The sequence below is a fragment of the Kitasatospora sp. NPDC049258 genome (genome assembly GCF_040678895.1).
In the GTDB taxonomy this organism is placed as follows: domain Bacteria; phylum Actinomycetota; class Actinomycetes; order Streptomycetales; family Streptomycetaceae; genus Kitasatospora.
Map to the genome: position 1 here is coordinate 42975 of NZ_JBFAQT010000009.1, position 21530 is coordinate 64504.

The 21530-nt window shown below is 75.9% G+C and carries 17 protein-coding genes; 1 reads left to right on the top strand and 16 read right to left on the bottom strand.

The features are described from left to right. Positions 1 to 27: 27 nt before the first annotated feature. The 4 genes from AB0K43_RS10430 to AB0K43_RS10445 all read right to left on the bottom strand — a co-directional run bounded on the left by AB0K43_RS10430 (position 28) and on the right by AB0K43_RS10445 (position 4230). Positions 28 to 1626: an NAD(P)/FAD-dependent oxidoreductase gene (locus tag AB0K43_RS10430; protein WP_363637955.1), complete on the bottom strand. Its 1599-nt coding sequence runs from the start codon at positions 1624 to 1626 to the stop codon at positions 28 to 30. Positions 1627 to 1715: 89 nt separating this feature from the next. Then, positions 1716 to 2465, bottom strand: coding sequence for an SDR family oxidoreductase (locus AB0K43_RS10435; RefSeq protein WP_363637957.1), 750 nt, complete (start codon positions 2463 to 2465; stop codon positions 1716 to 1718). 263 nt (positions 2466 to 2728) lie between these two features. Continuing rightward, a complete protein-coding gene (locus AB0K43_RS10440) occupies positions 2729 to 3628 on the bottom strand; it encodes a sporulation-delaying protein SdpB family protein (protein ID WP_363637959.1) in 900 nt (299 codons plus the stop codon). Next, entirely contained in the window at positions 3625 to 4230 is a 606-nt protein-coding gene (locus AB0K43_RS10445) for a hypothetical protein (protein ID WP_363637961.1), read from the bottom strand. Before AB0K43_RS10445 ends, AB0K43_RS10440 begins: the two co-directional genes overlap by 4 nt. A gap of 145 nt (positions 4231 to 4375) precedes the next feature. Here AB0K43_RS10445 and AB0K43_RS10450 point away from each other — a divergent pair, with 145 nt between their 5' ends. Then, a complete protein-coding gene (locus tag AB0K43_RS10450) occupies positions 4376 to 7465 on the top strand; it encodes a BTAD domain-containing putative transcriptional regulator (protein WP_363637963.1) in 3090 nt (1029 codons plus the stop codon). Between the two features lie 9 nt (positions 7466 to 7474). On the opposite strand, the gene AB0K43_RS10455 is transcribed toward AB0K43_RS10450, so the two are convergent. The 12 genes from AB0K43_RS10455 to AB0K43_RS10510 are packed head-to-tail and all read right to left on the bottom strand — an operon-like array spanning position 7475 to position 21487. Further along, positions 7475 to 8854: an amidase gene (locus AB0K43_RS10455; RefSeq protein ID WP_363637965.1), complete on the bottom strand. Its 1380-nt coding sequence runs from the start codon at positions 8852 to 8854 to the stop codon at positions 7475 to 7477. Beyond that, positions 8847 to 10472 (bottom strand): aromatic amino acid ammonia-lyase, encoded by a 1626-nt coding sequence (locus AB0K43_RS10460; protein ID WP_363637967.1) that lies wholly within the window; start codon positions 10470 to 10472, stop codon positions 8847 to 8849. The genes AB0K43_RS10455 and AB0K43_RS10460 overlap by 8 nt, the downstream gene beginning before the upstream one ends. Next, a complete protein-coding gene (locus AB0K43_RS10465; RefSeq protein ID WP_363637969.1) occupies positions 10469 to 11653 on the bottom strand; it encodes a 3-deoxy-7-phosphoheptulonate synthase in 1185 nt (394 codons plus the stop codon). The genes AB0K43_RS10460 and AB0K43_RS10465 overlap by 4 nt, the downstream gene beginning before the upstream one ends. 17 nt (positions 11654 to 11670) lie before the next feature. Next, positions 11671 to 12972, bottom strand: a complete 1302-nt coding sequence (locus tag AB0K43_RS10470) for an ATP-grasp domain-containing protein (protein WP_363637971.1) — start codon at positions 12970 to 12972, stop codon at positions 11671 to 11673. A gap of 6 nt (positions 12973 to 12978) precedes the next feature. Further along, on the bottom strand, positions 12979 to 14277 hold the full coding sequence (locus tag AB0K43_RS10475; RefSeq protein WP_363637973.1) for an MFS transporter: 1299 nt from the start codon (positions 14275 to 14277) through the stop codon (positions 12979 to 12981). Next, complete coding sequence (locus AB0K43_RS10480; protein ID WP_363637975.1) at positions 14270 to 15595, bottom strand: ATP-grasp domain-containing protein; 1326 nt, start codon at positions 15593 to 15595, stop codon at positions 14270 to 14272. The genes AB0K43_RS10475 and AB0K43_RS10480 overlap by 8 nt, the downstream gene beginning before the upstream one ends. Next, positions 15592 to 16920: an amidase gene (locus AB0K43_RS10485; protein ID WP_363637977.1), complete on the bottom strand. Its 1329-nt coding sequence runs from the start codon at positions 16918 to 16920 to the stop codon at positions 15592 to 15594. Before AB0K43_RS10485 ends, AB0K43_RS10480 begins: the two co-directional genes overlap by 4 nt. Then, a complete protein-coding gene (locus AB0K43_RS10490; RefSeq protein ID WP_363637979.1) occupies positions 16920 to 18101 on the bottom strand; it encodes an AMP-binding protein in 1182 nt (393 codons plus the stop codon). Before AB0K43_RS10490 ends, AB0K43_RS10485 begins: the two co-directional genes overlap by 1 nt. Continuing rightward, positions 18098 to 19048 (bottom strand): class I adenylate-forming enzyme family protein, encoded by a 951-nt coding sequence (locus AB0K43_RS10495; protein ID WP_363637981.1) that lies wholly within the window; start codon positions 19046 to 19048, stop codon positions 18098 to 18100. Before AB0K43_RS10495 ends, AB0K43_RS10490 begins: the two co-directional genes overlap by 4 nt. Then, positions 19045 to 19344, bottom strand: a complete 300-nt coding sequence (locus tag AB0K43_RS10500; protein WP_363637983.1) for a hypothetical protein — start codon at positions 19342 to 19344, stop codon at positions 19045 to 19047. The genes AB0K43_RS10495 and AB0K43_RS10500 overlap by 4 nt, the downstream gene beginning before the upstream one ends. Then, positions 19341 to 19733, bottom strand: a complete 393-nt coding sequence (locus tag AB0K43_RS10505) for a hypothetical protein (protein WP_363637985.1) — start codon at positions 19731 to 19733, stop codon at positions 19341 to 19343. Before AB0K43_RS10505 ends, AB0K43_RS10500 begins: the two co-directional genes overlap by 4 nt. Before the next feature lie 29 nt (positions 19734 to 19762). Next, entirely contained in the window at positions 19763 to 21487 is a 1725-nt protein-coding gene (locus AB0K43_RS10510) for a prenyltransferase/squalene oxidase repeat-containing protein (RefSeq protein WP_363637987.1), read from the bottom strand. Positions 21488 to 21530: the final 43 nt, after the last annotated feature.

The window sequence follows — 21530 nt, forward strand, 5'->3', positions numbered from 1 at the left end:
GTTCGCACACCACGGCCTAGGCCGTGTCTAGCCTCCGAGCACCGCCATCGCCGCGTTGTGCCCGGGGATGCCGCTCACCCCGCCGCCGCGCAGCGCCCCCGCCCCGCACAGCAGCACGTTCGGCCGGCCGGTCGCCACCCCCCAGCGGTCGGCGCCCGGATCGCCGTACGGAAAGCGCAGGTCGCGGTGGAAGATGTTGCCGCCGGGCAGGCCGAGTTCGTCCTCCAGGTCCGGCGGGCACTTCGACTCGATGCAGGGGCGGCCGTCGCCGTCCACGGCCAGGCACTCGGTGAGCGGCTCGTCCAGGTGCGCGTCCAGCGCCGCGAGCACCCCGTCCAGGGCGGCCCGCCGGGCGGCCTCCCGGTCCCGGGCGAACAGCTCGGCCGGGGTGTGCAGGCCGAACAGGGTGAGGGTCTGGTACCCGCGGGCGGCCAGCTCGGTGCCCAGGATCGAGGGGTCGGTGAGCGAGTGGCAGTAGATCTCCGAGGGTGCCGGTGCGGGCAGCGCCCCGGCGGCGGCCTGCCGGTAGGCCCCCTCCAGCTCGCGGTACGACTCAGCGATGTGGAACGTCCCGGCGAAGGCCTCACGCGGGTCCACCGAGGCGTCGCGCAGCCGGGGCAGCCGCCGGAGCAGCATGTTCACCTTCAGCTGCGCGCCCTGCGGGGCGGGCGCCGCCGGCTCCTCGCCGAGCAGCCGGGCCAGCGTGCTCGGGGCCGCGTTGCACAGCACCTTGCCCGCGCCGACCCGGTGCTCGACCCCGTCCACCCGGTAGGCCACCTCGGCGAGCTCGCCGCCCGGGTCGATCGCGGTCACCTCGCAGCCGGTGCGCAGCTCCGCGCCGGCCGCCGCCGCGGCATCCTCCAGCGCCTCGGTCAGCGCGCCCATCCCGCCCACCGGGACGTGCCAGCCGCCGTCGCCGCCGCCGATCACGTGGTAGAGGAAGCAGCGGTTCTGCGCCAGGCCCGGGTCGTGGGCATGGGTGAAGGTGCCGATCAGGGCGTCCGTCAGCACCACCCCGCGGACCAGGTCGTGCCGGAAGTGCCGTTCGAGAGCCTCGCCGATCGGCCGCTCGAAGAGCATCTCCCAGGCCACCTCGTCGTCCACCGCCCGGCGCAGCTCCGCCCGGCTCGGCAGCGGCTCGGTGAGGGTGGGGAAGACCCGCCGGGCGACCCGCGCCGTGCGGCCGTAGAACTCCCGCCAGGCGTCGAACTCCCGGTCCGATCCGGTGAGCTGCCGGAAGGACTCGGCCGTGCGCCCCTCGTCCCCGGTCACCAGCAACCCGGTCGCCCGGCCCGCGGAGAGCGTCGGGGTGTACGAGGAGACCTCCCGCCGGCGCACCGCGAACTTCAGCCCGAGATCGGCCACCACCTTGCCGGGCAACAGGCTGACCAGGTACGAGTACTGCGACAGCCGGGCCGGCACGCCCGGGAAGGCCTCGGTGGACACGGCCGCGCCGCCGGTGCGGCCGAGCCGCTCCAGCAGCAGCACGCTGCGCCCGGCGCGGGCCAGGTAGGCGGCGGCGACCAGGCCGTTGTGCCCGCCGCCGACGATCACGGCGTCGTACCTGGAACGGGTGGGCCGGTGCGGCGGGTGCTCGGCCGCCGGGCCGTGGCTGGGTGGCTGCATGAATCCCAGTCGTACCAGAGCCGGGACGCCTTGGCCACGGTGCCGGCACCCGAGCGGGGCACCGCGACCGTGGCCAAGGCGGGAGCCGGTCAGCCGCGGCCGAGCAGCGCCCCGCCGTTGATCTGGTAGATCTGGCCGGTGACGAACCCGGCCTCGGGCGAGGCGAGGTAGCGGGCCAGGGCCGCGATCTCGGTCGCCTGGCCGGCCTTGCCGACCAGGGTCTGGGCCACCCGGGCCGCGTGGCCCGCCGGGGTCATCCGCTCCCCGAAGAACTCGGTGTCCTCCACGAAGCCCGGCGCGATGATGTTCGCCGTGATGCCCTGCGGCCCGAGGGCCGCGGCCTGCTCGGCGTTCCACGGGTGCAGCGCCGCCTTCGCGCCGCCGTAGGTGCCGGGGCCGCGCAGCGCGGCGATCGAGGAGAGCGTGAGGATCCGGGCGCCGGGCCGGGTGAGCTGCGGCAGCAGCGCCTCGGTCAGCAGCACCGCCGGCAGCACGTTGCCCTCGAAGTTCGCCCGCCACTGGGCCGCGTAGCCGGCCAGCGTGTCGGGCTGGTCCAGCCCGTAGAACCCGCCCGCGTTGTTGACCAGGACGTCCACGCTGCGACCGCCCTCGGCCAGCTGCGCCGCCACCTTCTCGATGTCCGCGAGGTCGGTGAGGTCGGCCGCCCGCCAGGAGACCCGCTCGCCCGCCACGGCGGCGTTCACGGCCGCGGCGGCCTCCTCCAGGGTCGAGGCCCGGCGGCCGATGATCAGAACGTCGTCGCCGGCCTCGGCGAAGCCCTCGGCGACCGCCCGGCCGATGCCGCTGCCGCCGCCGGACACAACCACCAGACGTGTCATGGCAGTCCCTCCTTCTCTAGCAGGGCCCGATCGAGGGGCAGCCATCACTGGCCTGCATCCGGTGCACGGGGTGCGCCGGTGCGGCTGGTTGGGACACGACGGTGAGTACGGCCACCGCCGCGACGAAGCATGCCACGAGCCATGCCGGCTTCATACCGCTCCTTCTCCAAGGACCGTGCCCCGCGGGCCGATCCGTTCGACGGTCGTTCACCCCGCGGTGCGGGAGCGTGGTTGACCGCCCCTCAGTCTGCGGCCCGGTTACATCAGAAGTGCATCGGCCACCACCGCCGCCCGAGCGCGGGGATGTCGGCGCAGGCCAGCAGCACCAGGCCGACCATGGTGAGGGCGAACCCGGGCAGCCCCATGAAGACCGCGATCCCGCCGTGCAGCAGCACCGCCGCCGGTACCGCCCACCGCCGCAGCCGGCCCGGGGCGAGCATGCACCCCGCGATCCCCAGCTCCAGCGCGATCGCCGTCCAGGTCAGTGCCCGCACCGACCAGCCGTGCTCCAGGGCCGGTTCCAGCAGCGGGAGCAGCCCCGGCGAGCTGCCCCAGTAGCGGCTGTGCAGCCAGTAGTACAGCGCCGTCCCCTCCCGCCACAGCGGATCCAGCAGCTTGGAGCCGGCGGCCTGGGTGTAGACGATCAGCACCTGGAGCCGCAGCAGGAGCAGTGCGGCCCGGCCGGCCCCCTGCCAGGTGGGCGCGGGCGCCACGGGCGGGCGGGCCCAGATCCACCGCCTGGTGTCGCCCAGCAGCAGCGGGAGCAGCAGCAGGGTGCCGATCCGGGCGGCCTGGTCCCCGGCGTCCGCGCCCGCGATCGTGCTGGTCAGGCTGAACGTCAGGTACCAGTGCACCAGGCAGGTCCAGCGCGGCAGCCAGCCGGTGGCGACCAGCAGCAGGCCGAGTACGGCGAGCAGGTGGCGCAGGCCCGGCGCGACGTCCGGCGGGCCGAGGCACCAGAGCGTCAGCAGCCGCCCGCCGCCGCACTGCGGACCGCCGGGGAACAGCTCCGCATCGGAGGTGAACAACAGGGTGAGCACCTGGGCCACCGCCAGCAGCGCGCGGCCCGCGCCCAGCAGCCGGCCGTGGCGCGGCGCAGGCGGGCCGCCGGCCGCCGAAGCGGGCCGCAGCACCGGCCGGGGCGGGGCCGGCAGCCGGCTCACGGGCACCCCACCCGGAGCTGCACGGCCCGGTCGATCCGCCGGCCGCCGCCCGGCCGGCTGCCCCAGCGGTCGAGCGACTCCACGGTCAGCGCCAGCTCGCCGCACAGGGTCGGCCGGGCGGCCGGGCTGGCCACCTCCAGCACCGGCGGCACCCAGCGGCAGCCGTCCGGCGTCGGGGCGCCGCAGGGCCGCCAGGCGTCCGGTGGCACCAGGTCCGCCAGCGCGGCGACCTCACCGATCTGGGCGCGCGGGCCGCGGTCCAGCCCCCAGCTGTTACGGGCCTGGGCGTGCGGGGTGAGCAGCGCGCTGGTCCAGCCTGACGGGCCCCGCCGGTAGGCGGCCAGCTCCGGGGCTCCGGCGCCGTCGTCGAAGAGGTTCCACCCCTGCGGCCACACCAGCCGGGCGGCGTCCCGCACCCGGGAGCCGGCCGCCGGAGCCCCCCAGTCGGCCGGCAGTTGGGCGAGCAGGCCGAGCACCAGCACCGCCCCCAGCACCAGCAGCGTCCGCTGGAAGCCCCGGGCCTCCTCGGCCCGCCCCCGCTCCGCCCGCTCGGCCTGATCCGACCGATCCGTCCGACCTGCCTGATCCGCCCGGTCCGCCATCGGCCGCCGCGCCTCCCCGCGGCCCGCGCGCGCCGCCACCGTCCCAACTCCGGCCCGGAGTTCGAGAATCCGGAGCCGCTACGACTGCTGATATATATGATCCGGGTCGTCCACCGCTATCCGAAGCCCGAAGGACGGTACTCTCGTGAGCAGCGAGGAATGGGGAATCGGGCTGCTGGGTCCGGTCCGGGTGCACGTCGGCGGACGGCAGCTGGACCTGAACGGCCCGCGGCAGGAGAAGTTACTCGCGATGCTGGTGCTCGGCGCCGACCGGGTCGTCCCGTTCGACACCCTGGTCGACGCGCTGTGGGACGACAACCCGCCCGACACCGCCCGCCGCCAGGTCCACAACGCCATCGCGGCGCTGCGCCGTTCACTCGGCCCGCTGCGCGGCTCGATCGTCACCGACGGCCGCGGCTACCTGGCCCGGATCCCGCGGGAGCGGGTCGACGTCTACCGCTACCTCGGCCTCGTGGAGGCCGCCGACCTGGCCCTCGCCGAGGCCCGCCGCGAGGACGCCGCGGCCGCGCTCGACGAGGGCCTGGCCCTGTGGGAGGGCCCGGCGCTGTCCGGGCTGGACGGCCGGGCCGTCCGGATCGCCGCCACCCGGCTGGACGAGCAGCGGCTCACCTCCATGGAGCGGCTGTTCGAAGTCCGGCTGGACGCCGACGAGCCGGCCGAACTCATCCCCGCCCTGTCCGGACTGGTCGCCGCCCACCCGCTGCGCGACCCGTTCCGCCGCCAGCTGATGCTCGCCCTCTACCGCGCCGGACGGCAGGCCGACGCGCTGGAGGTCTACGAGCAGGGCCGCGCGCTGCTGGCCGCCGACCTCGGCCTGGACACCCGGGCCGAACTGCGCCGGCTGCACGGGCAGATCCTGCGCTGCGACCCGGCCCTGGACCGCCCGGCGGCCGACGCCCCCGAGGCCGCCCGCACGCCGCCCGCGGAGCCCGCCACCCGGATCGACAGCAGCGCGTTCCGCACCCAGCAGCGCCGCTTCCTGCCCTACGACATCACCGACTTCACCGGCCGCGGCGACGAGTTCGGCCGCCTGGTCGCGCTGGCCGACTCGGCCGAGAGCTCCACCCTGGTGGTCACCGCGGTCGACGGCATGGCCGGCATCGGCAAGACCACCCTCGCCGTCCGCGCCGCGCACGCCCTGGCCGACCGCTACCCGGACGGCCAGCTCTTCATCGACCTGCACGGCCACACCCCCGGCCAGGACCCGATCGCCCCCGCCACCGCGCTGGACCGCCTGCTGCGCTACGTCGGCGTCAGCCCCGAGCGGATCCCCGACGGGGTCGACCAGCGGGCCGCCACCTGGCGCTCGGTGCTGGCCGACCAGCGGGTGCTGGTGGTCCTCGACAACGCCCTGGACGTCCGGCAGGTCCGCCCGCTGCTCCCCGGCGCCGGCCACGCCCTGGTCCTGATCACCAGCCGGCGAAGACTCGCGGCGCTGGACGGCGCCGTCAACCTGTCGCTGGAGGTGCTGGCTCCCGAGGACGCGGCCGACCTGTTCGTCCGGATCGCCGGCCGAGAGCGCACCGCCACCGACGAGCGGGAGGCGATCGGGGACGTCGCGGCGCTCTGCGGCTGGCTGCCGCTGGCGATCCGGATCGCCGCCTCCCGGCTGCGCCACCGCCCCGCCTGGACCGTCGCCCACCTCGCCGACCGGCTCCGCGACCGCCAGCGCCGGCTCGCCGAACTCGTCGCCGGGGACCGCAGCGTGGCCGCCGCCTTCGAGGTGTCCTACCTCCAGCTCGGCGAGCCCCAGCGCCGGCTCTTCCGCCTGCTCGGCCTGCACCCCGGCCACGACTTCGACGCGCTGACCGCCGCCGTCCTCAGCGGCTCCACCGTGGCCGAGGCGGAGGTGCTGCTGGAGGAGCTGTTCGACACCCACCTGCTGAGCCAGCACACCGTCGGCCGCTACTACTTCCACGACCTCATCCACCAGTACGCCCTGGCCCGGGCGGAGCACGAGGAGCAGAGCGAGGGCCGCCTCGCCGCGCTGCGCCGCCTGCGCGAGCACTACCTCACCCTGGCGCGCTGTGCCGCCGAGGTCTCCGACCCGGGCCGCCAGACCCGGCCGGCCGGCGAGGCACCGGGCGCCATCCCGGGGCTGCGCACGGTGGCCGACGCGACCGAGATGCTGGCGGCCGAGCGGGCCAACATCATCGCGGTGCTCGCCCACGACTGGAGCGGGGAGGACCTCGGACGCAGCTGGCGGCTGGCCGTGGCGGTCGGCCCGCTGCTGGTCCGCAACGGCTTCGCCGAGGACGCCCTGACCGGCTACCAGCACGCCCTGGCCGCCACCCGCACCGCCGGGGACGAGGAGGGCCGGGCCGAGGTGCAGATCAACCTCGCGCTCGCCCACCGCGCGCTCGGCCGCTACGACCTGGCGGTCCGTACGCTGCGCAGCGCGCTGCTGCTGTGCCGGGCCACCGGCAACCGGCACGGCGAGGCCCGGACCCTGTGGACGCTCGGCCACGTCGGCCTGCTGCGCGGGGACTACCCCGAGGTGCTGGACCGCTACCGGGCGGCGCTGGAGATCTTCGAGCAACTGGGGTCGGCGCGGGACCAGGCGGCGGTGCTGGGCAACATCGGCGTGGTCCACGGCTACCTGGCCGACTACCGCCAGGCGCTGGAGTACCACCGCCTCGCCCTGGCGCTGAGCCGGGGCCTGGACAACCCGTTCCGGGAGGCCGTCGACCTGGTCAACGTCGGCTGGGTGCACGCCCGGCTCGGGCACACCGACCAGGCCTGGACCTGCCTGGAGCAGGCGCTGGCCCGCACCCGCGAGCTGGGGGCCCGGGAGGTGGAGGCCCAGACCCGGTGGGCGTTCGGCGACCTGCTGCACTCCACCGGCGACCAGGCCGCGGCCCTGGGCTGGGCCCGGGAGGCGCTGGTGGCGGCCCGCGAGATCGGCAGCCGCGACCTGGAGAGCCAGACCCTCAATCTGATCGGGGCGATCCACCACAGCCGGAACGCGCCCGACGAATCCCTGGACAGTCACCGGCGCGCCCTGCGGCTGGCGGTCGACCTCGGCCTGCGCTTCGAGCAGGGCGTCGCCCACGAGGGCCTGGCCCGCCTGGCCCAGGACGCCGGCGACACCCCGGCCGCGCTCGACCACACCGACCAGGCCCTGGCCCTCTTCGACCGCATCCACCCGGGCCGCGCGGCCGACCTCCGCCGGCTCCGCGACACCCTGCTGCCGCAACCCCAACCCGCCCACTGAGCCACGCGGTCAACCCGTCGCGGGCCACCCCGGCTCGGCCGCCACCCCGGACGCCAGGCCGATCAGCATCCCCTCCGCCCCCGGCCGCCCCACCAGCTGCATCGCCAGCGGGGCGGCCCCGCTCCGGCCCACCGGAAACGTGATCGCCGGCAGCCCGGCGAAGCTCGCCACCGGTGTGTAGCCGATCTCCCGGTCGTAGTCCGGATGACCGGGCGTCACCAGCGAGGACGCGGCCCGTGCCGCGCCCCGCGGTCGCGGCACGTCCGGATCCAGCGGCAGCAGCCAGACGTCCACCCCCGCGTCCTCGAACAGCCCGGGCACCCCGGCCCGTACCGCGGCCTGCTGCGCCCGCACCTCGTTCCACCGCTCGTCGCCGACCGCCGCGCCGGAGTCCAGCGCCCGCCGGGTCGAGGGCGACAGCTCGTCCGCGATCCGCCCGGCCCAGACCCGGCTGCCCTCCCAGGCCTCCCGGGCGCAGAGCTCCCAGGCCGCGCCGCGCAGCCCCCACAGCGCACCCAGGCGGGCCGGCCGGACCCGGTGGCCGAGCGCGGCGAGCCGCTCGCCGGTCGCCCCGAGCGCGGCCAGGATCTCGGCCTCGGCGCCGCCCTCGGCGACCTCCGCGACCACGCCGATCCGCAGCTGCCGGTGCCGCTCCGCGCGGGGGATCGGCAGCCCCGAGACCTCCGCCAGCACCGCGAGGTCGTCCGCGGTCCGTGCCACCCAGCCGGGGGCGTCCATCGACGGGCTCAGCGGGAGCATCCCGTGCACGGCGGCCGGGTCGTGGGTCATCCGCAGGCCCACCACCCCGCACCGGCCGGCCGGCCACCGCACCGAGCCGAGCACGTCGGTGCCCAGCGCCAGATCGCAGATCCCGGCGGCGACGGCGACCCCGCACCCGGTGCTGGAGCCGGCCGGGTCGATCAGGGGGAACCACGGGTTGCCGCAGCCGGAGCCGATCCCGATGTTGAGCTCGGTGGTGACCAGCTTGGCGATGGTGGCCAGGGCGCGCGCCCCGTCGAGCACCCGCGCGCCGCGCGCCGGATGGTGGCGGTAGCGGCGCAGTCCGAGCCGGGTGGCGAAGCCCGCCACGTCCACGGTGTCCTTCACGCCGAGCCGCAGCGGGGCCGCCGCGGGGCCCCCGGGCCGCAGTTCGGCGCAGGCCCGGTAGCGGGCGTCGGCCTCGCGGCTCCAGTCGTCGGCGGCCCGGTTCCACTCGGCCGGTGCCAGCTCCCCGGAGGCGAGCAGGGCGAGCCGCTGCCGAAGCGGCAGGGCCAGCACGGCCGGCGGTCGGGCCGGCTCCACCGGCTCGGGGCCGAGCCCGGCCAGGTAGCCGGTCACCGCGGCCGAGACGCCGCTCGCGCCGCTCGGGACGGTCGAGACCTCAGACATGGGTCGTCTCCTCGATCCTCGGGGCCGGCTCGTCGTCGGCGGCGGCGGCCGGCGCGAGCGCGCCGGTGCGCAACGCCTCGGCGAGCGAGGCCAGTTCGGTGTCCAGCCGGCGGTCCTCGGTCATGAACGCCAGGTGGGTGCGGACCAGCCGGTGGGCCGCCGCGGTGCCGGGCCCGAGCCGTTCGGCGCCGCGCAGGTCGGCCGCCTGGCAGAGCGCCGCGAGCTGGATCGCCGCCGCCTCGAAGACCAGCCGGGTGACGCTCCGGGTGGCCCGGGCGCCGATGGTGGCCATGCTGACCTTGTCCTGGTTGTGGGCCTCGGTCGAGCGCGAGAACGCGGTCGTCGGCATCCCCTGCGAGAGCGCCTCCGCGACCAGCGCGGAGCAGGCGATCTGGGCCCCCTTGAAGCCGTGGTGCAGGCCCGCCTCGGGGCCGCCCTGCTCGGCCGGGCGGACCAGCCCCGCGGGCAGCCCGTTGCTGAACTTCTCGTCCACCACGCAGGCCAGTTGGCGGTCCAGCAGATCGCCGACGCTGGCCACCGCCACCCGCAGCGCGTCCATCGCCAGGCCCACGTGCCCGCCGTAGAAGTTGCCGCCGTTGTGCACCCGCCCGCTGTCCGCGTCGAACAGCGGGTTGTCGTTGGTGGAGTTGACCTCGGTGTCCAGCCACGGGTCCACCCAGTCCAGGGTGTCGTGCAGCACGCCGACCACGTGCGGTGCGCACCGCACCGAGTACCGGTCCTGGATGGGGTGCTCCAGCCGGCGGTAGCCGTCCGACCCGGCCGCGCCGTTGGCTCGCAGCACCTGGGCGTGGTCCCGGGCGAGCAGGGAGCCCTCCAGCAGCCGCCGGATCGCGGCCGCCGAGCGGACCTGTCCGGGGTGCGGCTTCTGCCGGTGGATCACGGGGTGGTAGTGGTCGCGGTTGCCCAGCAGCACCTCGACGGTGAGCGCCGTGCAGACCTCGGCGACCTCGGCCAGCCGGCGCGCCTCGGCGGCGGCCAGCACCGCGAAGCCGGACATGAAGGAAGTGCCGTTGATCAGCGCCAGCGCCTCCTTGGGCTGCAGCACCAGGGGCCGCAGCCCGGCGGCCGCCAGCGCCTGACGGGCGGTGACCCGTTCACCGCGGTGCCGCGCCTCGCCCTCGCCGATCAGCAGCGAGGCCAGGTAGCACAGCGGCACCAGATCGCCGCTGGCACCGACCGAGCCGCGCTCCGGCACGATCGGCAGGATGTCCTCGGCCAGGCAGTCCAGCAGCAGGCCGATCACCTCCCGGCGCACCCCGGAGTACCCGCGGGCCAGGCAGTTGGCGCGCACCAGCATGGTCGCCCGGACCACGTCGTCGGCGGCCTCGGGCCCGCTGCCGACCAGGTGGTAGCGGACCAGGTTGTGCTGGAGGGCCGCGGCGCGGTCGGCCGCGATCTGGCCGATGTTGCGGTCGCCGAATCCGGTGGTCACCCCGTACAGCGGTTCGCCCGAGGCGACCAGGCGGTCCCGCAGCTCCACCGAGGCGTCGATCCGCCCGGCGGTCGCCTCGTCCAGGCCGAGCCGTCGGCCCACCGGCCGGACGGCCAGCCGGGCCACCTGCGCGGCGCTCAACTCGCCGGTACCCAGCGGGATCACCGCGCCTCCTCGATGAACACGGCGGTCGCGAAGCGCGCCTGGGCGGGGTTCAGCCGGGGGTCGCAGGCCGTCCAGTAGCGGGCCGCGCCGGGCGTGTCGCCGGGCCCGGCCACGCACTCGGTGACGTCGTCCGGGGTGAGTTCGAGGTGGACGCCGCCGGGGTGCTCGCCCAGGCGCCGCAGCACCCGGACGAAGGACCGGATCTCGGCGGCCACCCTGGTCATCCGCCGGGTCTTGCGGCCGTCGGCGGAGCGCTCGGTGTTGCCGTGCATCGGGTCGCAGATCCACACCGGCCGGGCGCCCGCGTCGGCGGCCGCGCGGACCAGGCCGGGCAGCACCTGCTCGACCAGGTCGGCGCCGCAGCGCAGTACGAAGGAGAGCCGGCCCGGGGCACGCTCCGGGTCGAGCCGGGCCACCAGCTCGGCGACATCGGCGGCGGTGGTGGCCGGGCCGAGCTTGACCGCCACCGGATTGGCCAGCGCGGCCAGCGCCCTGACGTGCCGTCCGTCCGGCTGCCTGGTCCGCTCGCCGATCCACAGCAGGTGCCCGGAGGAGCCGTAGTGCTGGTCGCCCAGGGTCCGCGCGAGCGGCAGCTCGTAGTCCAGCAGCAGCGCCTCGTGGCTGGTCCAGACCCGCCGCCCGGCGCTCTCGGTCTCGGCGGCCAGGTACCGGTGGATGTCCGAGGCGAGTTCGTACGCGGTGAGCAGCCGGCCCGGGTCGGGGGTGCGGGCCTCGGCGGTCGGGGCGAAGCCGTTGACGGCGTCCCCCCGGTAGACCGGCAGGCTCTCGCCGAGCGGTCCGCTCTCCACGGGCTGGGAGCGGGGCTTGGCGAACTGGCCGGCGATCCGGCCGACCGCGAGGGCGGGCCGGCCGGTGCCGTCCTCCAGCAGGCCGGCCAGCTCGCGCAGCTGGGCGGCCTTGCGGCGGGTGGTGTGCGCGGAGACCTCGGCGAACAGCTCCGCGCAGTCCCCGCCCTGGATCAGGTGGGCCCCGCCGGCGGCCACCTCGGCCAGCCGGCGGCGCAGTTCGAGACAGTCGCCGAGGGCGACCAGCGGCGGCAGCGCGCGCAGCCGGGCCGACACCTCGGTGACCGCCTGCGGGGACGGCCAGCCGGCTTCGGGGGCCGCCGCGGGCGCGGGGGCCGGTGCGGGTGCGCTCCGCACGGTGGACAGTGCTGACATGGTCGGGTGTCGTCCGTTCAGTCTCGGGTCCGCAGCGAGATCGCCGCGAGGCAGCGCTGCTCGATCTCGTCCAGTGCCTCGGCCGTCGGGGCGTCCACCACGAACATCGCGGCGCGGTCGCCGGACTGCCGGATCGGCTCCAGCACCGTGCCGACCGGCTTCAGCGCCACCACGCAGCGCAGCGCCGCCGGGGAGGCGCTCTCGCCGCAGGCGGTCACCTGGGGCCGGACCAGCGCCGGGTCGAACCACTGGGCGGGGGTCCGCAACTGCTCGGCCACCTCCAAGGCGTCCAGCACGCCGGCCCGGTGCGGCAGGTAGACCTGCCGGGCGACCCGGTGCGGGCGGGCCGGCGCCGGGGGCTCTCCCAGCGCGACCGCGACCACGGCGTCCTCCAGCGGCGCGAGGGTGGCCAGCCAGTGCAGCGCCATGATGCTGTCGCCCGGCGGCCGGGCCGCGATCTCGATCAGGGTGATCCGGCCGTCGGGGCCGAGCCGGTACTCGGCGTGGGCCATCCCGGTGCCGAACGCGAGGCGCGCCAGCACCGCCCGGTGCGCGGTGTACAGCCGCTCCCGGGCCTCCTCGTCCAGGCTCGGTGCCGGGGTGGTGTGCCCCATCTCGACGAAGTAGTCACCGAAGACCTCGGTGGTGCGCTTCTCGGTGGTGCCGAGGTAGCGCACCTCGCCGTCCAGGCTGAGCGACTCCACCGAGTACTCGGGGCCGGCCGCCCGCTGCTCGAACAGCAGCGTCTCGTCCGGCCCGTACTCGCCGAGCGAGTCGAGCAGTTGCTCGCGGTCGGCGGCCAGCCGCACCCCCGAACTGGCCAGCCGGCCGACCGGCTTGACGACCAGCGGGAAGTCCTGCCAGCCGGCCGCGATCCGCTCCCGCGAGCCGGCCGCCACCAGGGCGGAGGCCGGGCTCCAGTCCGCCAGGTAGCGGCGCTGGAGGTGCTTGTTGCGGCAGACCCGGGCGGCCCGCAGCCCGGGCGAGCGCAGGCCCAGCAGGTCGGCGACCAGGGCGCTGCCCTCCACGTACTCCTCGCGCAGGCAGCAGACCCCGCGGATGTCGTACGCCCGGGCCCAGCCGGCCGCCCGGTCGGCGAGGCCGGCGTGGTCCTCGGCCGCCACCAGCGCGGCCTCGGCCAGCGCGCCCGGCGCCAGCCCGGCGGCGGCCGGGTCGGCGAGCAGCGCGGTGGCGGCCGCGGTGGGCGCGTCCAGCACCAGGACGGCCAGGCCGCGGGCCCGGGCGGCGTCCAGGTAGCGCTGGTTCCAGGCCACGGTCAGCCCGCCGACCAGCAGCAGGGCGGGGGGTCGGTTCTCCATGGTGGGCTACCTCCCTGAGGTGGCCGGGACGAGCTCGGGCTCGCTCTCCGGCGGACGCGATTCGACCCGCCGCACGATCGTGTGGGTGGTCATGACGACTCCGAGGACCACCACCGCGATCCCGCAGAACAGGTAGATCAGCCGCAGTGTGAGGGTGGAGACGAAGGCCGCGAGCACGATGTACACGGCCATCCGGCAGATGCCCACGGTGGTGATCAGCAGCGCCATCACCCGGCCCTGGATGTCCACCGGGACCTGCTCCTGCACCCGGGTGCGGAAGATGTAGAAGGCCTGGAAGTTGATGCCCGCCAGGGCGTACAGCACCATCGGCTGGGCCAGGCCCTCCGCCCGCCAGAGCAGGATCAGCGTGATGCCCATGCCGACCAGCCCGAAGCAGGCCAGCCGGTCCCGGTTGAGCCGCGCGGTCAGCAGCGGCAGCGCCAGCCCGCCGAGGATCGCGCCCACCGCGAACATCGCGTCGATGAACCCGAGCCCGCTCGCCCCGACCTGCAGCACGCTCTCCGCGTACGGCGCCACCAGGGTGTTCATCATGTACAGCACCGCGAACAGCACCAGCAGCATGGTGTACGAGGGCAGCGTGGCCGGGTGCGTGCGCAGGTACGTGAAGCCGGCCGCGGCCCGCTTGACCGTCTCCCGCCAGCCGTCGCCGCCGGTCTTGGTGATCACCCGCTCGGTCTTCACCCCGGAGACGAACAGCGCCGAGGCGGTGAACGACACCAGATTGATCGCCAGCACCCAGGTCACCGAGGACGCGGCGATCAGGAACCCGCCGAAGGCGGTGCCGATGACGTTGCCGATCTGGACCGCCACGCCGGTGGTGGCGTTGGCCGCCAGCAGCTTCTGGACCGGGACGATCTCACGCACCATGGTCGTCCCGGTGGGCACCGCCGTCGACTCGGTCAGCCCGAGCACGAAGACCATCGCGAACACGTGCCAGGTCCGCAGGTGCCCGGTGCCGATCAGGGCCAGCGTGACGGCCAGGGTGGCCACCGAGACGGTGTCGGCCAGCGCGAACACCCAGCGGCGCTCGAACTTGTCGATCGCCACGCCGATCAGCGGGCCGAAGAAGACCCCCGGGATCGCCGCGGTGAGCAGCACCAGCGCCACCGCCCGCGGGCTGTGGGTCATCTCCAGCACCAGCAGGCAGTTGGCGATGAACTGCATGCCGTTGCCGACGTTGGTGACCAGCATCGCGGCGGCGATCCGCCGGTAGCCGGGCGGGCGCAGCGGGTCCAGCCGCTCGCGGACCAGCCGCTTGACCGCGGCCGTACGGGATTCAGCCATTCGGGTCGACCTCCACGGTGAGCGCCGCGTCCACCCGGGCCTGGAGCGCGTCGAGCGCCTCGGGTGTCGGCGCGTCGATGACGTACATGGCCGAGCGGTCCGAGGATGCCTTGATCTCGGCCAGCCGGTCGCCGCGGGCGCGGCCCGCGACGATCATGTGGACCGCCCCCGGCTCGTCGGACAGCGGTTTGACGGCGGGCCACATCCAGTGCTCGGCGAGCCAGCTGACCTCGGTGTCCAGGCCCGGCGCCGTCACGTCCAGCAGCACCCCGGGGGTGTGCTCCGGGTAGACCTGCCGCACGAAGCGGCGCGGCTCGGGGTACTCGGTCGGCTCGCCCAGGGCGATGGTGAGCACCGCCTCCTCCAGCGGGGCGCCGGTGGCCAGGTGGTACAGCGTCAGGATGTTGTCGCCGGCGGCCCGCGCCGCGATCTCCATCAGCCGGACCTCGCCCTCGGCGGTGACCCGGTACTCGGCGTGCGCGATGCCGTCCCGGAAGTCCAGCCGGGCCAGCACGGCGGCGTTGGCCGCGAGCACCGCCCGCCGGGCCGCGGGGGAGAGGTCCGGATCGGGCACGGTGTGGCCCAGCTCGACGAAGAAGCGCGCCGCCTCGTCGGGGCCGGCGCCCTCGTTGGTGCGCTTGCCGGTGACCGCGGCGAACACCGGGGCGCCGCCCTGCACCAGCGACTCGACCGACACCTCGTGGCCGGCCACCAGCTCCTCGACCAGCAGCGCCTCGGCCTCGTCCCGCTCGGCCAGCACGGCCGTCAGCTGCGCCAGGTCGTCCACCCGCTCCACACCCGAACTGGCCTGCCCGTCCAGCGGCTTGACCACTGCGGGGAAGGTCTCCCAGCCGGCCGCCCGGTCCGCCCGATCGGCGCCGGGCAGCAGGGTCGAGCGCGGGCTCCAGTCGGCCAGGTAGCGCCGCTGCAGCAGCTTGTTGCGGCACACCCGGCCGGCCCGCAGCCCGGGGGCCGGCAGGTCGAGCAGGTCGGCCACCAGCGCGGTGGCCTCCACGTAGTCCTCGCCGAACGGGACCACCGCCCGGACCTCGTACGCGGCGTGCCAGTCCAGCACCTGCTGGACGATCTCCTCGTGCCGCTCCCCGGGCAGCCAGGCGATCTCGGCGAGGCCGGCCAGCGGGTGCTCGGGGTTCTCCTGCCGGGCCCGGTCGAAGCGCCGGGCGCGCGGGGTGTCGGTGTCGATGCCCAGCACGGTCAGGCCCCGGCGCAGCGCGGCCGGCACCAGCTCCGGGTACCGCCCGCCCAGCATCGCCCCGAGCAGGACCACCGCGCCGCGCGGTGTGGGTGCACTCGTCATACGTCTGCCGTCCGTCTCATCGTGTGGGTGATCGACCCAGCGAGCTGCTCAAGAATGTCGGCCACCGCGACCAGCAGGCCGTCCGCGCCGGGGGCGGCGAGCACCTGGACGCCCAGCGGCGAGTCCTGCCCGCTGCGCGCCAGCGGCAGCGCCAGCACCGGGAGCCGGGCGTAGTTGGCGATCAGGGTCAGCTCCCCGCCGGCCCCGAGCGCGGGATCGCCCGGCACCCCGACCAGGTCCGGCAGGCCCGCCTCCAGCGGCAGCACCAGCACGTCCAGCTGCTCGCGCAGCAGTGCGGTCAGCAGGGCCTCGGCGCGGTCCTGACCGGCCCGCAGCACGGCGCGGCGGGCATCGTCCACGGCGGTGCCGCGCCCGATCGCCGCGAGGGTGTCCGGGCCGAGCTCGGCACCGGGCGCGCCGACCAGCGGGCCGTAGCTGTCGTAGCCCTCGCGGGCCAGCAGCTCGCCGGCCGGCGCGCGCAGCGCCCAGACCTCGTCCAGTTCGGCCCGCACCGGCCGGTGGCCCCGCTCGCCGAGCACCCGGGCGACCGCGTCCAGCAGCGCCTGGACCTCAGGATGCAGCGGCTCCGCCGGGGGCGCGGCGACCGCGAAGCGCAGCTGCGCCGGCGGCTCGACCGGGGGCGCGCCGAAGCACTCCGCCAGCGCGTGGTGGTGCCACAGCCGGCCGAGGTCCGCCGCGGTCCTGGTGACCAGCCCGACGGACTCCATCCGGGGCGACACCGCGTGCACCCCGGCCAGCAGCGCGGGGCGCGGGGTGACCCGCAGGGCCGTCACCCCGCAGTACACGGCGGGCCAGCGCAGCGAACCGCCCGAGTCGCTGCCGACCGAGAGGTCGCAGAAGCCGGCCGCGACCGCGACCGCCGAACCGCAGGAGGAGCCGGCGGTCGAGACGTGCGGGTGCACCGGGTTGCGGCTCGGCTTGGCCGTTCCGAGCGCGCACTCGGTGGTGGTCACCTTGCCCAGGCAGTGCAGCCCGCGCCGGGCCAGCCGGGCGGCCACCTCGGCCGAGGCGGTCGGGTACTCGCGGTAGCCGCTGCGGATCCCCAGCCGGGTCGGGTGGCCCGCCACGTGGATGGTGTCCTTGTAGGTCACCGAGAGCCGCTCGGGCAGCGGCGCACCGGCCACGTCCGTGGGCCGCCAGTCGACGAAGGCGCGCACCAGCGGGTCGGCGCGCCGGATGTGCTCCAGCAGCGCCGCCCGGTACGCGACGGGGTCGAGGGCGCCCTCGGCGAGCAGGCGGTCGCGCTCGGCCAGCGGCAGCAGCAGCTGCCGGGGGGTCGGCAGCGGCCGGTCGTGGGTCGGCATCAGTGGGCCTGCACCCAGCGGAAGTCCGGGGTCTTGCCGGTCCGGGGATTGGCCGGCAGGGTGTCGACCCGGCGGACGGTGAACTCCTCGTCATCGCCGCGCAGGGCGAAGCCCAGGTCGATCTGGGAGGCCAGCAGGTGCGCCCGGACGGCGTCCTCGGCGGCCTCGCCGACCACCAGCACCTCCATCCGCTCGGCGATCCCGGCGTCGCCCGTCAGCACGATCTGGGCCGCCGTGACGCCGGGCAGCTCCTTGGCGATCGCGACCAGCTGGTGCGGGCCGACCAGGGTGCCCGCGAACTTCACCAGCGAGCCCTCCCGGCCGGCGATCCGCAGCGCCCGCCCGGCCCGTCCGCACGGGCAGGCGACCTCCTCGGCCCGGTCGCCGATCCGGTAGCGGATCACCGGGGCCACCGCCCCGGGGTGCAGGGTGCTCACCAGGACCGCGCCGTCGGCCAACTCCACGTGCTGGTACGGCAGCAGGTGGAAGGTGTCGACCGGGCAGCCGGGGCCGTTGTGCCCGATCACCCAGGTCTCGGTCGAGCCGTAGTGGCCCCACAGGCCGAGGCCGGGTGCCACCCGGTCGCGCAGCAGCGGGAGTTCGGGGCCGCACGGCTCGCCGAACCAGATGCCGACCCGCAGCGTGCCGGCGAACGGGTGGCCGGTCCGCTCGCAGTACCGCAGGATCCGCTCCAGCTGCGAGGGGGTGCCGGCGACGGCCGTGGTGCCGTGCCTGGTCAGGAAGGACAGCCACTGGCCGAGTTCCTCGTCCGCCACGTGGCCGAGCCCGATCACGTCGGCGCCGGCGAGCTCCGCCACCCGGTTGTAGCAGTAGTGCGCGGACCACAGCCGGCCCGGGCTGGCCAGGTTGGCCAGCACGTCGGTGTCGGTCAGCGGCTGCCAGTGCCGGGTCAGCTCGCCCAGGTGCATCTCGGTGGGGATCCAGGCGAGCTTGGGCTCGGCGGTGCTCCCGCCGCTGGTGAACAGGTAGGCGGAGCCCGCCCGCGGGCGGTGCGCGGCGGCCTGCTCGGCCGCCACCGTGACGTCCTCGCGGGTCATCTCCGGGAGCTCGGCGAGGTCGAAGTCGCCGTCGAGGTCCACCTTTCCGTACTTGTCGCGGAAGTGCGGGAACCTGGTGGCGTCGCGGACCAGGGTCCGCAGGGCGGCGGCGGTGTCAGTCATCGGACCTCCCGGTCGAGGGGCGGGTGCGGGTGGAGGGCGCGGGGCTGCGCGCCGGCCGGCAGCAGCCGCAGCGCCTCGCGCAGGGCGGCGAGCAGCCGCGGGTCGTCGGTGCCGGCGTGCACGGCGTACCACTCGCCGCGCAGCGCGTCGGGTTCGGGGCGGCAGGTGATCGCCACCCCGGGGACGGCCGCGCAGAGCCGTGCGGTGATCTCGTCCAGGTCGACCCGCAGGCCGTTGACCTTGACCAGGCGGCCGCCGCGGCCGTGCCAGCGGAAGGTCCGCCCGTCGAGCACGGTGACCAGGTCCCCGGTCTCCGCGACGGCCGGTGCCGGCCGGTCCGGGCGCCGGGCCAGCCGGGGGCCGGCGATCCGGAGCGGGCGGACGCCGGCCGGGGCGTCCTCGGTGCTGCCGTCGGGGGCGAACCGGGTGTCCGCGGCGAGCGTCCAGTCGCCGGCGCCGCCGGTCCGGGTGGCGATCAGCCCGGTCTCGGTGGCCCCGAAGAGCTCGACCAGCCGGGCCCGTTCGCCGAGGCTCTCCAGCAGCTCGAGGGCGGCAGGCGGCAGCACGGCGCTGCTGTGCACCAGCGTGATCCGCTCGGCCGCGGCCAGCCGGGGCAGGCTGCGGGCCAGCACGGCGAACGCGGCCGGCACCGCGGCGATCACCGGCCGGCGCCAGTCGGCCGCCGCCCGGGTCAGCGGGACGGTCAGACCGGCCTGCAGGCAGGGCACGCCCAGCCGGCGCGGCACGGCGAGGCTGAGCAGATGCCCGTAGAGGTGGCGCGGCGGCGCGTAGGAGATCACCCCGTCCACGCCGTCCGCCGCGCACAACCCGGCCAGCAGCTCGGCCTCGGCCTCGATCTGCTGCTCGGTGCGCAGCCACCGCTGCGGTGCCCCGGTGGAGCCCGAGGTGGTGAACTCCACCTCCCGCCCGGCGAGTCGGACGCTCACGACAGCAGGCCGAGGACGGCCGCGTCGCGCCGCTTGCGCTCCACCAGCGCGGCGATGGAGGCCACGCTGAAGAAGGAGGAACGCAGGTCGTCGACGACCAGGTCGATCGAGACGCCGAAGTCCTTCTCGACCAGCCCGACGGCGTCCAGCACCCCGAGGCTGTCGTAGCGCTCGGGCACGATCTCGGCGAGCGAGACCTCGTCCTCGGCGGCCGTCAGCGGGTGGTCGAGCAGGGCGGCGAGGGCCGCCCGCAGGGGGTCGCGCAGGGTGGCGGCGTCGGCGGGGATCGCGGTCACAGTATCTCCTCGGACGGCTCGGCCCAGGTGTCGCCCGGGGCGAAGTGGTCGGCCGGATCGGTGGGTTCGAAGGAAAGGAAGACGCGGTCGGCCGGGATGCGGGCGCCGAGCGCGGCGCGCACGGTGCGGGCGTACTCGCGCCGGAAGGCGGGGTCGCGGTCGTGCGAGACCACGCAGGTGACGACGGCGAACAGCTCCGCGGGGTCGCCCCCGGCGCCGGCCAGCGGGAACGGCCCGCTGAAGACCCGGTCGCCGGGCAGGTCGGCGAATCGGGTGATCACGTGGTTGATGTCGACGCCCTGCCGGCGCCACCAGAAGCTCAGCCGCTTGGCCACCTCGCGCTCGAAGAGCGGATCGGCGAGCGGGGTCTCGACCTTGGTGGTCGGCACGGGTGGTGCTCCCTTCGGGCGGGCACGGCCTACAGGTTCAGCCGAAGCAGGCGGGTCGGTGCCGCGTCGCTGGCGGCGAGGACGGTGAGCTGCCTGCCGAGGCAGGCGGCCAGCAGGCCGGCCGGCTGCCGGCTCAGCGGACTCCAGGCGAAGCCGGAACCGACCCGGACCTTGGCCAGGAACCGGCGCAGCCCGTCCAGGTCGACCGGCAGGCCGAGCACGTGCTGGGTGAGGATCACCTGGTAGGTCGACAGCAGGTCGGGAAGGCCCCGGGAGGCCGCGCCGAAGCCACCCAACGGGCCGCTCAGCGTGGACAGTTCGACGCCGACGGCATGCGCGGCGGCGCTCTCGCCGAGCAGCTGCAGCACCCGCGCGGCCTGCGCGGTGGCGGCCAGGGTCGGCTCCGCGCCGGGCACCGGGGCATAGCGGCCGCCGGTGCCGCAGCCTGCCAGGAAGCCGAGCGCCTGCGGCACCCGGATCCACTCCCGCGGATCGAGCCCGGCGGCGGCCAGCGCCTCGACGGCGCTGGCGGTGGAGACCAGGTCCGAGCCCCGGCCGAGCCAGTAGCCGAAGCCGCCGTCGGTGTTCTGCAGGCCGCGCACCCAGGCGCCGAGCCGCCCGGAGTCCAGCGCGGAGCCGACCGCACCGAGCGCCTCGACGGCCCACAGCGTGCAGCGGACCTCGGCGCCGCGCCCGGGCATGTACATCACGCCGCCCTCGTACGGCAGGTGGGCCCGCTGCAGCCAGCCCACCAGCGCCTGCGGGCGGGCCGGGTCGGCGGCCGGCCGGAGCGCGCACAGCACCACCGCCGCCGCGGTCGCCAGGCTGTCGCCGGCGTGCGAGGGCAGGGTGTAGGTGAAGCCGGATTCGGGGAGCTGGCAGCCCCGGACCTGGTCGGCGATCTGCTCGCGGTCCACCGGGTCGAAGCCGCTGCCCAGGGTCTGGTACGCGCCGACCGCGCTGAAGCACGCCCAGACGTCCGAAGCCCCGTACCCCTCCCAGCGCTCGAACCCGCCGTGCGGCAGCCGCCGGGCGTCCATCCAGGCCAGCACACCGGCCGGATCCCGCGGCTTGGCGCCGAGCGCGTCCAGTGCCCGGACGGCCCGGAAGGTGCCCCACAGGCAGGGCTGGGAGGAGGGGGCGAAGCGGAAGCCGCCGCCGTCCACCTGCTGGTCGCGCACCCAGGCCACCAGCGCCTCGTCCCGCCACGGCGCCGCGGCCGCGCCGGCGGCCGCCCGCCAGGCGAGCGCGCCGTAGTAGCTCGCCCGCACGTCCGGCTCCGCACCGCCCGGGCTCCAGGCGAGACCGCCGGACTCGTGCTGCGCGGCCGCCAGCCAGCGGCCGAGCGCCGCCGGATCGGGCACCGGCACCCGGACCACCTCGGCGTGCACCCGGGTGGCGTAGTACGCCGCCCAGATGTCGGCGCCCTGACCGGGTGTCATCGCGAAGCCGCCGTCCGCGGTGCGCAGCCGGGCCAGCCAGTCGACCAGTTGCTCCGCCCGCGGCACCGGCTGCCCGAGGTCGGACAGCGTCTGCGCGCAGTAGTAGGTGGCCCAGATGTCGGAGGGCAGGCCGCGCTGCCAGGCGAAGCCGCCGTCCGCGTTCTGCCGGGAGAGCACGTAGCCGAGCACGTCGGCCGGGCGGCCCGGCTCCTCGCCGAGCCAGTGCAGCGTGCGCACCGCGGCGTAGCTGCACCACAGGTCGGCCTCGCCCTGGCGGGCCCCGCCGTCGGCGAGCACGGTGAACTGGCTCATCCGGCGACCACCACGTTGGTGCGCTTCCAGTTCTTCTGGCTGC